This window comes from Pseudomonas sp. PP3 (genome assembly GCF_905336995.1).
Classification (GTDB): Bacteria; Pseudomonadota; Gammaproteobacteria; order Pseudomonadales; family Pseudomonadaceae; genus Aquipseudomonas; species Aquipseudomonas reinekei.
The window spans coordinates 2,672,994-2,688,427 of sequence record NZ_HG995459.1 but is presented as its reverse complement, the minus strand read 5'-3'; the positions used below and the strand labels follow the sequence as shown (position 1 = coordinate 2,688,427).

The 15,434-nt window shown below is 60.6% G+C and carries 11 protein-coding genes; 3 read left to right on the top strand and 8 right to left on the bottom strand.

Features of this window, described 5'->3' with window-relative positions:
* The first annotated feature begins 48 nt into the window (after nucleotides 1–48).
* Together KHO07_RS12390 and KHO07_RS12385 are read left to right on the top strand one after the other, a co-directional pair.
* A complete protein-coding gene (locus KHO07_RS12390; RefSeq protein WP_150734348.1) occupies nucleotides 49–1,785 on the top strand; it encodes an IlvD/Edd family dehydratase in 1,737 nt (578 codons plus the stop codon).
* Between the two features lie 249 nt (nucleotides 1,786–2,034).
* Entirely contained in the window at nucleotides 2,035–2,754 is a 720-nt protein-coding gene (locus tag KHO07_RS12385; RefSeq protein WP_150734349.1) for a FadR/GntR family transcriptional regulator, read from the top strand.
* 167 nt (nucleotides 2,755–2,921) lie between these two features.
* Here KHO07_RS12385 and KHO07_RS12380 read toward each other — a convergent pair whose 3' ends face one another.
* The 8 genes from KHO07_RS12380 to KHO07_RS12345 all read right to left on the bottom strand — a co-directional run bounded on the left by KHO07_RS12380 (nucleotide 2,922) and on the right by KHO07_RS12345 (nucleotide 14,287).
* On the bottom strand, nucleotides 2,922–5,306 hold the full coding sequence (locus KHO07_RS12380; protein ID WP_150734350.1) for an RND family transporter: 2,385 nt from the start codon (nucleotides 5,304–5,306) through the stop codon (nucleotides 2,922–2,924).
* A gap of 28 nt (nucleotides 5,307–5,334) precedes the next feature.
* Complete coding sequence (locus tag KHO07_RS12375) at nucleotides 5,335–6,387, bottom strand: YCF48-related protein (RefSeq protein WP_150734351.1); 1,053 nt, start codon at nucleotides 6,385–6,387, stop codon at nucleotides 5,335–5,337.
* A gap of 1,367 nt (nucleotides 6,388–7,754) precedes the next feature.
* Nucleotides 7,755–10,412: an aminopeptidase N gene (gene pepN / locus KHO07_RS12370; protein ID WP_212627341.1), complete on the bottom strand. Its 2,658-nt coding sequence runs from the start codon at nucleotides 10,410–10,412 to the stop codon at nucleotides 7,755–7,757.
* Nucleotides 10,413–10,422: 10 nt separating this feature from the next.
* On the bottom strand, nucleotides 10,423–11,253 hold the full coding sequence (locus tag KHO07_RS12365) for a DUF2797 domain-containing protein (protein WP_212627340.1): 831 nt from the start codon (nucleotides 11,251–11,253) through the stop codon (nucleotides 10,423–10,425).
* Nucleotides 11,250–11,510, bottom strand: coding sequence for a DUF1315 family protein (locus tag KHO07_RS12360; RefSeq protein ID WP_150702118.1), 261 nt, complete (start codon nucleotides 11,508–11,510; stop codon nucleotides 11,250–11,252). Before KHO07_RS12360 ends, KHO07_RS12365 begins: the two co-directional genes overlap by 4 nt.
* A gap of 32 nt (nucleotides 11,511–11,542) precedes the next feature.
* Nucleotides 11,543–12,412, bottom strand: coding sequence for a rhomboid family intramembrane serine protease (locus tag KHO07_RS12355; protein WP_212627339.1), 870 nt, complete (start codon nucleotides 12,410–12,412; stop codon nucleotides 11,543–11,545).
* Nucleotides 12,413–12,425: 13 nt separating this feature from the next.
* Nucleotides 12,426–13,397 carry a metallophosphoesterase gene (locus KHO07_RS12350; protein WP_150734355.1) on the bottom strand — a complete coding sequence of 324 codons (972 nt, stop codon included), beginning with the start codon at nucleotides 13,395–13,397 and terminating at the stop codon, nucleotides 12,426–12,428.
* Nucleotides 13,397–14,287: an NAD(+) kinase gene (locus KHO07_RS12345; protein WP_011333623.1), complete on the bottom strand. Its 891-nt coding sequence runs from the start codon at nucleotides 14,285–14,287 to the stop codon at nucleotides 13,397–13,399. The genes KHO07_RS12350 and KHO07_RS12345 overlap by 1 nt, the downstream gene beginning before the upstream one ends.
* 118 nt (nucleotides 14,288–14,405) lie before the next feature.
* Between KHO07_RS12345 and KHO07_RS12340 the strand changes: the two genes are divergently transcribed.
* Nucleotides 14,406–15,356 (top strand): DUF1853 family protein, encoded by a 951-nt coding sequence (locus KHO07_RS12340; RefSeq protein ID WP_212627338.1) that lies wholly within the window; start codon nucleotides 14,406–14,408, stop codon nucleotides 15,354–15,356.
* Nucleotides 15,357–15,434 lie beyond the last annotated feature (78 nt).

Below are 15,434 nucleotides of genomic sequence, written 5' to 3'. Positions count from 1 at the left end.
GTTAAGCCTCAGCCCGAACAATATAGTCATACAATAAGAGAATCGATCATGTCTGATAAGAAACCCACCCTGCGCTCCGCCCAATGGTTTGGCACCGCCGACAAAAACGGCTTCATGTACCGCAGCTGGATGAAGAATCAGGGCATCGCCGACCACCAGTTCCACGGCAAGCCGATCATCGGCATCTGCAATACCTGGTCGGAACTGACTCCGTGCAACGCGCATTTCCGCCAGATTGCGGAACACGTCAAACGCGGCGTGATCGAGGCCGGGGGCTTCCCGGTGGAATTCCCGGTGTTCTCCAACGGCGAATCCAACCTGCGCCCGACCGCCATGCTCACCCGCAACCTGGCGAGCATGGACGTTGAAGAAGCGATTCGCGGCAACCCGATTGACGGTGTGGTGCTGCTGACCGGTTGCGACAAAACCACCCCTGCCTTGCTGATGGGCGCCGCCAGTTGCGACGTGCCGGCCATCGTCGTCACCGGCGGGCCGATGCTCAACGGCAAGCACAAGGGCAAGGACATCGGTTCGGGCACCGTGGTCTGGCAGCTCAGCGAACAGGTCAAGGCCGGCACCATCACCATCGACGACTTCCTCGCGGCCGAGGGCGGCATGTCTCGCTCGGCCGGTACCTGCAACACCATGGGCACCGCCTCGACCATGGCCTGCATGGCTGAAGCCCTCGGCACCTCCCTGCCCCACAACGCGGCGATTCCAGCCGTGGATGCGCGCCGTTATGTGTTGGCGCACATGTCCGGCATGCGTGCGGTGGAGATGGTCCGCGAAGACCTGAAACTGTCGAAGATCCTGACCAAGGAAGCCTTCGAAAACGCCATTCGCGTCAACGCCGCGATCGGCGGTTCGACCAATGCGGTGATCCACTTGAAAGCCATCGCCGGGCGCATCGGCGTGGAACTGGATCTGGACGACTGGACCCGCATCGGTCGCGGCATGCCGACCATCGTCGACCTGCAACCGTCCGGGCGTTTCCTGATGGAAGAGTTCTACTACGCCGGCGGTTTGCCGGCAGTCCTGCGCCGTCTCGGCGAGGCGAATCTGATTCCCAACCCGAATGCCTTGACCGTCAACGGCAAATCAATCGGCGAGAACACCAAGGACGCGCCGATCTACGGCGAAGACCAAGTGATCCGCACCCTGGACAACCCGATCCGCGCCGACGGCGGCATCTGCGTGTTGCGCGGCAACCTGGCACCGCTCGGCGCGGTGCTCAAGCCGTCTGCCGCCACGCCTGAATTGATGCAGCATCGCGGCCGCGCCGTGGTGTTCGAGAACTTCGACATGTACAAGGCGCGGATCAATGACCCGGAACTGGACGTGGATGCCAACTCGATTCTGGTCATGAAAAACTGCGGGCCGAAGGGTTATCCGGGCATGGCCGAAGTCGGCAACATGGGCCTGCCGGCCAAATTGCTGGCTCAAGGCGTGACCGACATGGTGCGTATTTCCGATGCGCGCATGAGTGGCACCGCGTATGGCACCGTGGTGTTGCACGTCGCCCCCGAAGCCGCTGCGGGCGGACCTTTGGCGACGGTCAAAGAAGGCGACTGGATCGAGCTCGACTGCGCCAGCGGCCGGCTGCACCTGGATATTCCGGATGCCGAACTGGCCGCGCGCATGGCCGACCTGCAACCACCGCAGCAATTGCTGGTGGGCGGTTATCGCCAGCTGTACATCGACCATGTATTGCAGGCGGACCAGGGATGCGACTTCGACTTCCTGGTCGGCTGCCGCGGGGCGGAAGTGCCGCGTCACTCTCACTAACCCCTGCATACTCCAGTCTCAGCAATATCTGTGGCGAGGGAGCTTGCTCCCGCTGGGCTGCGAAGCCGCCCCAATAATGGCAGTCGCGGTTTATCAGGTAGACCGGGGCGGCCGATTTGCGGCTGCTACGCAACCGAGCGGGAGCCAGCACCCTCGCCACAAGTTCACACTGACGTTGAGGACTGATGCTTCCCGCCGCGCCTGCTATCATGCGCGGCATCTCCATCGCTCAGGACAGCGCCACTCCCCATGGATTACCGCAAACCCTCCGACCGCAAAAGCATGCACTCGCGCATCGTCCAGGAATTGGGCATGCAGATCGTCTCCGGACGTTTCCTGCCGGACGACAAACTGCCCGCCGAAGCCCTGTTGTGTGAGGAATATGCGGTCAGTCGGCCGGTACTGCGCGAAGCCACGCGAGTGCTGGTTGCCAAGGGCCTGGTGTACTCTCGCCCACGGGTGGGCACGGTGGTCAAACCGCGACGGGAATGGCACATGCTCGACCCGGACGTGTTGCACTGGCTGATGCAAAGCAGTCCGCAGAATGAGTTTTTCAATCTGTTGACCAGCGTGCGCAGCATCATCGAACCGGCCGCCGCCGCCCTCGCCGCGCAATTTGCCACCGACGACGACATCGCCTCCATCGGCGAAGCCTACCAACGGATGGAAGCCGCGCCGACACCCGAAGCCTTGCTGCAACCGGACCTGGATTTCCACAGCCGCATCGCCGACGCCACCCACAACGACTTGTTGGCCAATCTGTGCAACATGTTGTCGGTGGCCATCGCCGAAGCCTTGAAGCATTCCAATCAGCGGCCGAACCTGCATGAACTGGCGTTGCCACGGCACAAGGCGATTCTCACCGCCATTGAGAACCGCGATGCCCTCGGCGCGCGGCACGCGACGCTGGTGCAGCTGGACGATGCGCGCAGTGCGTTGAATGTGGTGCTCGGTACCGATCCCTCATAAAACGTGATCCCCTGTAGGGGCTGGCTTGCCAGCAATGGTGTGTCAGACACAATGATGTCGACTGACAAACCATCGCTGGCAAGCCAGCTCCTACAGGGGTCTGGTGTGAATTTGAGATGTAAAAAAGCCGCAACCAGGGTTGCGGCTTTTGTGTTTCTGGCGCTGGATCAGTGAGCAAACAACGAATTGCCCTTCTGTCCTGCCAGTTTCTCCGGCTTGATCAGGAACCGCGCCAGTGCTGGCAGCAGCCACAGCGCTCCAAACATGTTCCACAGCAGCATGAAGGTCAGCATCAGGCCCATGTCGGCCTGGAACTTGATGGCCGAGAAGATCCAGGTGCACACGCCGATGGCCAGGCACAGACCGGTGAACAATACCGCTTTACCGGTAGACTTCAGGGTCTGGTAATAGGCTTCTTGCAACGGCAGGCCGGCACGCAGGAAGGTTTCCAGGCGGCTGTAGATGTAGATGCCGTAGTCCACGCCAATCCCCACCCCGAGCGCGACCACCGGCAAGGTCGCCACTTTCACCCCGATCCCCATGAACGCCATCAGGGCGTTGCCGAGCACGGACGTCAGCACCAGCGGCAACACGATGCACAAGGTCGCCGCCCAGGAGCGGAAGGTGATCATGCACATGACCCCCACGCAGATGTACACCAGGATCAGGATCGTCAGCTCGGACTTCTTGATCACCTCGTTGGTGGCTGCCTCGATCCCGGCGTTACCGGCTGCCAGGATGAACTCCAGGTTTTCGGTGTTGTGCTCCTTGGCGAAGTCCTGCACGGCGTTCACCGCGCGATCCAGGGTTTCAGCCTTGTGATCGTTGAGGAACACCAGCACCGGTGCCAGCGAGCAACTGTTGTTGTACAGGCCATCGGCACGAGCGATGGAGTTGTTCAGAACGTCAGGGTTGCGTGACAGGGTTTCCCACTTCAGGTTGCCCTCGTTCATGCCCTTGATCATTTGCTTGGACACGGTCACCAGGGAAATCGCCGACTGCACGCCCTCGGTGTTCTGCATCTTCCACATCAACTCATCGATCGGCGCCATGGCTTCGTAGCGCGAGCAGCCTTCGGACTTGGTCTTGACCATCACCACCAACACGTCAGAGCTGGTGGAATAGTTGCTGATGATGAAGTTGTTGTCCTTGTTGTAGCGCGAGTCCGGACGCAGTTCCGGCGCCCCCTGGTCCAGGTCACCGATTTTCAGGTTCTGGCTGTACCAGAGGCCACCGCCGAATGCGATCAGGGCCAGCGCGATCGACACCGGCGCCACTTTCGGGCTGGCGAAGTTCGACAACAGGCGCCAGAACGGATGCTCGCGGGTCGCATCCTTTTTGCTGCGGGCTACCGCGCGCTTGCTGATGCCTACATAGGAAATCGCCACCGGCAACAGGATCAGATTGGTGAACACGATCACCGCCACACCGATGGACGCGCCGATGGCCAGCTCACGAATCACGCCGATATCAATGATCAGCAGCGTGATGAAGCCCACTGCGTCCGCAAGGATTGCAATCATCCCCGGCAGGAACAGTTGACGGAACGTCCGACGCGCGGCGGTCAGGGCGTTGTCCGCCTCACTGGACTGCAGGGCGATACCGTTGATCTTCTGCACGCCGTGGGAAATACCGATGGCAAAGATCAGGAACGGCACCAGCATTGAATAAGGATCGAGACCGAAACCGAAGAAGTGCATCAACCCGAGCTGCCAGACCACCGCCACCAGCGTCGTAATCAACACCGCCACGGTACTGCGCATGCAGTTGGTGAACCAGTAGAGCAGGATCAGGGTGATGACGAAGGCGATGCCGAAGAACATCACCACCATCACCAGGCCATCGATCAGATCACCGACCTTCTTGGCGAAACCGACGATGTGGATCTTGATGTTGGGGTTCTGCGCTTCGAACTTGTTGCGGATCTTGTCTTCAAGTTCATGGGAGAACTTGCGGTAGTCCAGGGACAGCAACTTGCCTTGGTCCTGCGGGTCCGGATAGGCCTCGAGCAACGGGATGTCGACGATACTCGACTTGAAATCGTTGGACACCAGGCGGCCAACCTGCCCGGACTTGAGCACGTTGTTGCGCAGCAGGTCGAGACTGGCCTGGGAGCCGTTATAGCTCTGCGGGATCACCTCCCCCCCGGCAAAGCCCTCCTCCGTCACTTCGGTCCAGCGTACGCTCGGACTCCACAGCGACTTGAGGCCGGAACGGTCAACACCGGAAATGTAGAACACTTCGTCGTTGATCTGGCGCAGGGTCTCCATGTATTCCTTGGAGAAGATGTCGCCATCGGTGGCCTCCACCGAAATCCGCACGGTGTTGCCCAGGTTCGCCAGATCGTTGCGGTGCTCCATCATCTTCTGGATGAAGGGGTGCTCCAGCGGGATCATTTTTTCGAAACTGGTGGACGGACGGATCAGCGTCGCCTGCCAGAACAGGAAAATACTGACCAGCAGGCAGATGACGATCACTGCCGGGCGGTTGTTGAAGATCAGGCGCTCTAGGAGTGTCGCCTTTTCCTGGTGATGAGTGCTCAAGGAAGTCATAGCTGCGCCTTCTTATTATTAACCCGGCTCATTTGCCCGACTCGGTGCCGTTCGGCGAAGTGACGCGAACGCCACCCTGTCCTGCCAGAACCAGATTGCCATTGCCCGCCGCCGTGACCGCCGAGACGGAAATGCGATCCGCGCGGTTGACCACCTGGAAGGTTTCGCCATCGTCTTTGCTGCGAATCACCGAGCCGCCGTTGCCAACGATCACGATGGAACCATCCTCGAGCAGCGTGCCACCGGACAGCCCGAACTCCAGATCGCCGCGTTCGGCCTTGAGTTCGATTTGCTCCCAGTGACTGCCGAAATCGGTAGAGCGATACAGATTGCCACGCAGGCCATAGGCCAACAGCGTAGAAGGTTGTGCGGTGCCGATCACACCAAACAGCGAGCCTTCGTATGGACCTTCGAGTTTTTCCCAGGTCTGGCCCGAATCGGCGGAGCGGAACATGCTGCCCTGCTCGCCAACGATGAACAGCCCGGCATCCTTGATGGCGGCGATGGCGTTGAGGTGGAACTGGTCTTCGTTGTCGAGGCGGTCGCTGACGTCTTCCCAGTGTTTGCCGCCATCGGTGGTTTCCAGCAACGCGCCGTAAGCGCCCACGGCAAAGCCGCTGTTGACGTCCTGGAACCAGACGTCGAGCAGCGGCGATTCGCGTTTGAGATCTTCGAATTGCTTGGTCCAGGTCGCGCCACCGTCCTCGCTGGCGAGAATCTGCGCGTCATGGCCGACGGCCCAGCCGTGCTTGTCATCGACAAAAAACACCGAGGTCAGCAGTGCCCGGGTCGGCACCTTGGCTTGAGTCCAGGTCGCGCCCTGGTCATCGGAATAGAGAATATGCCCGCGATCCCCGACCGCCACCAGGCGCTTGCCGGCGTGGACGACATCGAGCATCAGGCTTTTGCTGGCCTTGGCCGATTCAATGGAATAAACAACGTCGGATGCCGGCGCAGCCGCGGCCAGCGCAGGGGCTGACAGCATGGCAGAGCCCAACAGCGAGAGCGCTGTAGCCAGCAACGCGAATTTGCGTAACGCCGGCGGGCGGCAGATACCCACACCCATGACAGGCTCACTCATAGACCTTCCCCCATTATTATTGTTAGGTCATTCAACCTTTCTGGGCGCCGTAAGGGTGCTGACCGGGATGACTGTTTCAGAGCATAGTCTTGAAACCCGCAATCCAGAGCCCCTTCGGAAGCTGGCTTATCCTATCGGTGTTTTTGAAGGGCTGACAATCGACGGCTCGTTATCTTTTGTTAACCGGGGGGGTGTTTGTTTTTTCTGAATGGTTGGGTATTAGGTGGGGTGATTGGGGTTGAGATGGGCTGGGGGCTGGGTGTGGGGGCTGGGGGCTGGGGGCTGGGTACATATCCGTTTCTTCGGTAACGGCTACCTATGGTTCCGCTCTTACAGCGGGTCACTTTCGAAAAGCGCGAAAGTAACCAAAGCGCTCTTGCCCCTTTCGTTCGGTGCCTCGCTGTGGCTCGGCATGCCCTCGCTCCGGTCCTGCTCCGTGGGCCCGCCGCCATCGGCCATCCATGGCCGGGGGCGGCTAACCCGGCATCCATGCCGGGTTGCCCACTGCGCAGAACCTCCACTCGGCCTCACGAGGGGGCGAAAACCGCCACAGCACCGCGAGGCGGCCTGCCGGCCGGCCTGTTTATCTGGTTGGTGCGCATCTCCCTTTGTAGGAGCCGGCTTGCTGGCGATAGCGGCCGTTCAGACCACATCGTTGCGCCTGACATAGCGTTATCGCCAGCAAGCCGGCTCCTACAACTGGATTACATACCCCCAGGAGATTGGTCGGCTGTCAGGCCGCTATCGCCAGCAAGCCGGCTCGTACAATTGGATTGCATACCCTCGGAGATTGGTCGGCTGTCAGGCCGCTATCGCCAGCAAGCCGGCTCCTACAACTGGATTACATATCCCCGGAGATTGGTCGGCTGTCAGGCCGTTATCGCCAGCAAGCCGGCTCCTACAACTGGATTACATACCCCCGGGAGATTGGTCGGCTGTCAGGCCGACATCGCCCGCGAGCTGGCTCATACAGGTTGGAATGCAGACCACCAAAACAAACAGGCCGGCCGGTAGGCCGCCTCGGCCCTTTTGATTTACCCGCCCCCTCTGCAGGCTGAGTGGAGGCGTTTATCCGGGGGTGGGTGCGCAGCGCCGTGCGGCGAAGCCGCACACATCGAGAGGAGGTTGAAGCGAAGCCAACCGGAGGCGATGCCCCCGGATGAATGCCGGAACGAAGTGACCCCGAGCCTTAGCGAGGGGCCGTACGCAAGGGGCGAGCGTTTTTTGCTTACTTTTTAGGCGCTTGTAAAAAAGTGAGTCGCCGTAAGGGCGAAACCCTTAGCTGCCGTTACCGAAGCAACGGATATGTACTCAGTCAGCCAAGGCCTTGGTCGGCCCAGCGGCCGCCAAGTCCAAAAGAGCCAAGATCAAGCCAAACTCTTGCTGACCACCTCAAACACATCACTGGACAACTGCCCCGAACCCCGAATCCGCTCCAGCTCCCCTTTCATCAAAGCCTGACGAGCATCGTCATACTTGCGCCAGCGAGTCAAAGGCGCCAACTGACGCGAAGCAATCTGCGGATTGAAGCCGTTCAGCTCGATCACCAGATCCGCCAGGAAGCGATACCCGGAGCCATCCGCCGCATGGAAGTTGATCAGGTTCTGCCCGGCAAACGCACCGACCAGCGCCCGCACCTTGTTCGGGTTCTTGATGTTGAACGCCGGGTGCTGCATCAACGCCTTGACCCGCTCCAGCCCACCCGGCAAGACACTGCCGGCCTGGACGCTGAACCACTGATCCATGACCAGCGGGTTGTCCTTGAAGTGCTCGGCGAAGCTCGCCAGCGCCTTGGCTTTCTGCTCTTCGAAGGGCGAGTTGACCAACACCGCGAGTGCAGTCAGGCGCTCGGTCATGTTGTCGCACGTATCGAACTGCTCCAGCGTCGCCGCCAATACTTCCGGCTTGCCGCTGAGCATGAGGTACGACAGCGCAATGTTCTGCAATGCACGACGGGCGAAATGCTCGGCTTCAGCCACGTACGGGGTTTGCTTGGACAGGTCGCGGTTGGCTTGATAACGCAGCCACAAACCTTCGAACAACGCGTCCGAAAGTTGCTTGCGGGCAAACTCGCGGGCGCTGTGAATCGCGTCGACATCGGCCACTTCGCTGATTTCGGTCAAGTACGCTTCGCTCGGCAGCGAGAGCATTTCGGCGACCATCGCCTGATCCAGCGATTCATCGGACAGCACCGAGCGCAAGGCCGAAACCAGACGCTGATCCAGCACCAGCGTTTCGCCCTTCTGCTGCTGGGCGATCAGTTCCTGCAGCACCTGCACCGACAATTGCTGCCCGGCATCCCAGCGGTTGAAGCCGTCGCTGTCGTGCTGCATCAGGAACATCAGCTGATCGCGGTTGTACGGGAAGGTCAGTTTCACCGGCGCCGAGAAACCACGCAGCAGCGAAGGCAGCGGCTGCTCAGCGATGTCGACGAAGGTGAACGTTTGCTCGGCCTCGGTCACCGAGATCACGCGGGACGTGCCTTGCGCCGACGCTTCACCGGCCAGACGCAGGGCAATTTCACCGCCCTTGCTGTCCAGCAAGCCGAGTTCGACCGGGATCACGAACGGCAGTTTTTCAACCTTGTCCGGGGTTTCCGGGCAGCTCTGGCGGAAGGTCAGGCTGTAGGTTTTAGCCGCGGCGTCGTAAGACTCGCTCACTGCCAAACGCGGCGTGCCGGCCTGGCTGTACCAGCGCTTGAACTGGGTCAGGTCGACACCGTTGGCGTCTTCCATGGCCTTGATGAAGTCATCACAGGTCACGGCCTGGCCGTCGTGGCGTTCGAAGTACAGGTCGCTGCCCTTACGGAAGCCTGCAGCGCCGAGCAAGGTGTGGATCATGCCGACCACTTCCGAGCCCTTTTCGTACACGGTCAGGGTGTAGAAGTTGGAAATCTCGATGAAGCTGTCCGGGCGCACGGCGTGGGCCATCGGGCCGGCGTCTTCGGCGAACTGGTGGGTACGCAGGTAGGCCACATCCTGGATGCGCTTGACCGTCGCCGAGTTCATGTCGGCGGAGAAATGTGAGTCGCGGAAAACGGTAAAACCTTCCTTGAGCGACAATTGGAACCAGTCGCGGCAGGTCACGCGGTTGCCCGACCAATTGTGGAAATACTCGTGGGCGACGATCGCCTCGACCCGCTGGTGCGCGGCGTCGGTGGCGGTTTCGGCGCGGGCCAGTACGGCGCTGGAGTTGAAGATATTGAGGCCCTTGTTCTCCATCGCGCCCATGTTGAAGTCGTTCACGGCGACGATCATGAAGATGTCCAGATCGTATTCGCGACCGTAGACCTCTTCATCCCAGCGCATGGATTTCTTCAGGCTGTTCATCGCGTGCTGGCATTTGTCGATGTTTTCTGGCTCGACATAAATGCGCAGCGCCACGGTGCGCTCGGTCATGGTGGTGAAGGTGTCTTCAACGCACCACAAATCACCGGCCACCAGCGCGAACAGGTAAGCCGGTTTCATGAACGGGTCTTCCCAGGTCGCCCAGTGCCGGCCGTCTTCGCCGGGGCCGCTGGCAATCGGGTTGCCGTTGGACAACAGCACCGGATAGCTGTGCTGCTCGGCCACCACGGTGGTGGTGAACTTGCTCATCACGTCCGGACGGTCGAGGTAATAGGTGATCTTGCGGAAACCTTCGGCTTCGCACTGGGTGCAGAACATCGTGCCGGACTTGTACAGGCCTTCCAGCGCCGTGTTGGTTTCCGGGTGGATCTTGACGCTGGTATCGACCGTGAAGGTAGCGCTGGTCGGGTGCAGGGTCAGGTGGTTCTCGGTCAACTGATACTGCGCTGCAGTCAGTTCCTGATCGGCCAACGTGACCGACAACAGCTCAAGCTGCTGGCCATCCAGCACCAGCGGCGGCAAATCCGGGCCGCGCTCGGGATTGCGGCGCATCACCAGTTGCGCATGGACCAGGCTGTGGTCCTCGAACAACTCGAAGGTCAGGTGCGTTTCGTCGATCAGGTACTCGGGCGCCTGATAGTCCTTGAGGTAGATCATCTTCGGTTGTTCGGTGCGCATGCTGGAGTCCTTAACTATGCACGGCGAGCTGGTAGGCCGTGTACTTACGAATGTTGATCACGCCGGTGTCGAAGATCAGGTATTGGCCTTTGATCCCCATCAGCGTGCCTTCGGCAATCGGATTCTTGTCCAGGTTGAAGCTGACGATCTTCGCCGGATACTGCTCGACCGGAAAGCGGATTTCGAGCGGATCGACGTCGGCAATCGTCTGGATCGCTTGCAGGCCGAATCGTTCCTGCAAACCTTGCAAGCCCTCGGCGCATCTGTCGAACAACTGGTCACGGATCTGCGGCAGATCCACCGACACGGCATCGCCCTTGAGCAAGGCACGCCAGTTGGTCTTGTCGGCGACCTGGCTGCGGAACAGGTCTTCGACGAAGCCTGACTGTTGACGGGTCGCGACGCGCATGATCGGCAATGCCTGACTGGCACCCTGGTCGATCCAGCGGGTCGGCAACTGGGTGGCGCGGGTGATCCCGACTTTCACCCCCGAGGAATTCGACAGGTACACGATATGATCCGTCATGCAGAACGTCTGGCCCCACTCCGGCTCCCGGCAGGTGCCGGCGTCGAAGTGGCAGCGTTCCGGGCTCATGATGCACACATCGCACTGGGCCAGTTTTGTCATGCACGGGTAGCAGTAACCCTGGCTGAAACTGGTTTTGGTCTTGCGTCCGCAATGGGTGCAATGGATCGCCCCCAGGTACTCCAGGCGCACCGTGGTGCCGATCAACGGGTTGACCGGAACCTCGACGTCGCCCAGACGAAATGCGTACTGCACGTTCGGCCCGTCCAGGCGCGCCGACATTTTACTGATTGCACCGCGGCCAATCTCAATCAATGGATGGCATCCGACTTGAACAGGATATTCGGCACCTGGATCGACTTGGAGCTGCATTCTTGCGGGCCCATGTAGCCAGTCCGCTCTTCCTCGGGCAGGTTCTGGACTTCCCAGGCGATCATCGCTTGCAGCGACAGTTCACGTTGCTCGGCGGTGAGTTTGCCACCGTCGGACCATTTACCGATTTCCACCGCCAGCTTCAGGCTCTGGTAGATATCCGGGGTGATGTTCTTGATCATTTCGTTAAAAGAGGACATTGGGTCTCCGTCTCTTTAATGCATGTTCTGAATTAGGCGGCCAGTTTACGGCGGTTATACAAACCGCCCAACAAACCGGTGAAGCATCCGATGAGTAACCCGCTGACGTGGGCCGCGTTGGCGATTTCGCCGAAGCCGATCATCGAGACCAGCCCGGACAGGCACAGCAGCAACCACACCAGCATCATCACCAGCACGCCCCGGGGCAGACGATAGGCGGGGTTCGGCGCCAGTAACTGGAAGATCCAGCAATGCCCGAGCAAGCCGTAAAGCACCCCGGACAACCCGCCAAACAGGGTCGGGCCGCTAAAAAAATACTGGATGTAGTTGGAGACGAGGCTGAACAGCAAGGTCAGGCCGACCAGATTGATGCTGCCCTGGCGCGACTCGATGCGCCGTCCCAATTCCCAATACCACATGCCATTCATGGCCAGGTGGAGAATGCCGAAGTGGATCAGCATCGGCGTAACCAGTCGCCACCATTGCCCCGACGCGAGGCTGTCAGCCAGCGGTACGAAGTGGATGTATTCGCCGACAATGCGGAAATCGAGGAACGTCAGCCAGCGCATCGTATTGAGGTTGTCGCCCAGCATCGTCATCGCACCGACGATCAAACTCAGGATCAGCACCAGCGCCGTGGCTTTCGCGTAGCGCACCTGCTCGACGAAGCCCGGTCGATTGCGGGTCTGCGCCAGCGGAATATCCAGTTGCTGATCGGGATCGCCCGCCGGGAAACGTTCATAAAGCGCAAGGACGTCGTCACTGATGTTCTGCGGCACCCACAACACTTGCTCACCGGACTCTTCGCTGACCCGATGTGGCACCTGCATGCGTTGCAGCAACTTGACGAACCCGCTCAGGTCCACCGCCAGGGGCAGTCGCAAAACCGCTACCGAACTCATTGCAGCATCTCTTTCATTGCAAAACCTCAGGCCGCTCGACATCGACCCAGACGAATTTGTGCGGGTCGAGCCGCGTTTCCTGGTCCAGGCGATAAGCGACCAGTTTGCCGTAGAGCACGGCGCTGTAATCCAGGCACGCCAGGTTGGAGCGGATCGGCGCCGGTTTGCCGCTGCGCCAGTAATGACCGACGAACAGCAGTGGCTCGTCGCTGCCGTAGCGCAGCAACATGTTTTTCTCGGTGGACGACAGCGGCTTACGGGCCACCGGGTCCGGCAAGGCGTCAGGCTGGAAGACGATATCGCCGTAGGTTTGCGGGTCGTCCTCCCAGAACTTGGTGCGGAAAAACGACCGCACCAGGCCATCGCCGCTGGTCATGGTCAGGCCATCAGGCAAGCGCATGTCGGTGCCGCGCAGCAGACGGTCGAACACGGTACAGGCAAACGAGCCCGGCTCCGCCGAAGCCTGGAGGAAGTGTTCGTCTATGCAGCCGTCAGGAAACAATGCGCGCAGCGGTTCGATCAGGCCGGCATCCCAACAGGCATGCACCACCCGGAAACGCCCGGCATCGACAAACAGCGGCAGTTCGTAGAACCACTGCTGGAAGTCATGCCAGTCGCCTGGATGCTGTTCAAATTGAGTCAGGGTTTCATGCAGCAGGCGAGCGTGGCGCGGCGTGTGTTCGCGCACAAACTGCTTGCCACTGCCGGGCAGCGCCGGTGTCACCCAGCCCAGCGCGTTGAATTCGTGGTTGCCCATGATGCACAGCGCCTGACCGGCTTCGACCATGTCGTGGACAATGTGCAGCGCCTCGCGAATCCGCGGGCCACGGTCGATGATGTCGCCGACGAACACCGCCATGCGCGAAGCATGGCGCCAGACGCCACCTTGTTTGTGATAACCGAGCCGGTCGAGCAAATGCTCAAGGGTCATTGCGCAACCGTGCACGTCACCGATCAGGTCGTAGCTACGCGCGGGATCGAGCATCAGTCGCCTCCACCACCCAACTTGCTGCCCCAGCCGAGCTTGGTCCGGCAGACTTCGTAGTAGTTGTGGTCGAGCGGATGGATCAACCGCAGCTTCTGGGCTTTCTTGCTGACGGTGATGGTGTCGCCGGGCGCACAGGTAAAGTGGTTCTGCCCGTCACACGAGACTTGCGGGTAAATCTGCATATCCTTGGACACGACGATTTTCAGCTCACTGTTGCCATCGACCACAATTGGCCGGCCCGACAAGGTATGGGGGTACATCGGCACGATTACAATGGCGTCGAGCTTGGGATGCATGATCGGCCCGCCGGCGGACAACGCATAGGCGGTCGAACCGGTCGGGGTGGCGACGATCAGGCCGTCGGCCTTCTGGCTGCAAACGAACTGGCCGTCGATGTACAGCTCGAACTCGATCATCCGCGTGGATTTACCGGGGTGCAGGACCACGTCGTTCAGCGCATCGCCCTGGCCAATGGCCTCGGCATGGCGACGGACTTCAGCCTGCAACAGGAAGCGGTTTTCCACCAGGTAGTGGCCGTCGAGCACCTCGGCGACCTTGATTTCCAGCTCATCAGGGCGGATATCGGTCAGGAAGCCCAGGCTGCCACGGTTGATGCCGAGCACTGGAATGTTGTGTTTGGCCAACGCACGGGCGGCGCCGAGCAGGCTGCCGTCACCGCCGACCACAATCACCATGTCACAGACTTCGCCGAGCATCTTGCGCGACGAGGTCTGCAGGCCGTGGCCCGGCAGGACTTCGGCGATGGTGTCTTCGAGGATCACGTGCAGGTGACGATCGAGCAGAAACCGTTTCAGTCGGCGGACGGTATCCAGCACCTGGGAACTGCCCAGGCGACCGATGATGCCGATATTGCGAAATTGCTCCATGGGGCTCCTGCTGGGAATCTGTGCGGCGACGAAAAACACGATTATGGGCGAAAGCCGCTGATAGACAAAATCCTTTCAGCCTCAAGGGTGCGCTCGCGTTTCGGGCTATGCTCGCAAGATGATCCTATTTCCAGACTTGCTCCCGTTACCCCACCAGTTGCGCCACCCCGAAGTGCGCGACCTGGCGTGGGTCATCCTCGCGCCGCCGATGCTCGCCGACACACCGTGGCCGCAACGCCACCCGCTGGCCGGCAGCGACTGGGTACAGGCTCCGGAGCGCCTGGAACAATGGCTGCGCCGGCTGGATCAGGACAGCTATGGCTTGCTGCATTGGCTGGCCCAGGCCCGTACCCGTCGTCTTGGCTTGTACTACGAGCGTCTCTGGCAATTTGCCGTGGAGCATGCGCCCGGCATCGAACTGATCGCCGCCAACCTGCCGATCCGCCGCGAAGGCCACACACTGGGCGAACTGGATATGTTGCTGCGTGACCGCGACGGCGTGCATCACCTGGAGCTGGCGATCAAGCTGTATCTCGGCCCGCAATCCGGTGATGGACACGACGCTGCGCTATGGCTCGGCCCTGGTTGCCATGATCGGCTGGACCGCAAACTGGCGCATTTGAGCCAACATCAACTGCCGATATCCGCACGCCCCGAAAGCCGCGAAGTGCTGGCGTCCCTGGACATTCGCGAGTTCAGTGCGCACCTGTGGCTGGGCGGTTATTTGCTTTATCCATGGCCGGGGCAAGCGGCGGCGCCAGGCGGTGCGCATCCACAACACTTGCGCGGTCGCTGGTTGCATCAAAAGGATTGGCCTGACTTTGTCGAGCAGAGCCCGCCGGGGCGCTGGCAACCCCTTCCCCGCCACGCCTGGCTGGCACCGGCGCATTACACGGCGGATCACACCTGGAACGCCGGGCAACTGAGCACGTGGCTGAGTGACCTCGACCCGTTGGCACCGGCGCAATTGCTGGTGCGATTGACAGAAAATACCAGCGGCGACTGGGAAGAAGCCGAGCGATTGTTTCTGGTGTCGGATCTTTGGCCGAATGTGCCGGGGCAAGGTTGAGCACCGTTGTCTGGACTACCGCTATCGCGAGCAGGCTCGCTCCCACATTTGAAATGCGTTCCCCTGTGGGAGCCCGCT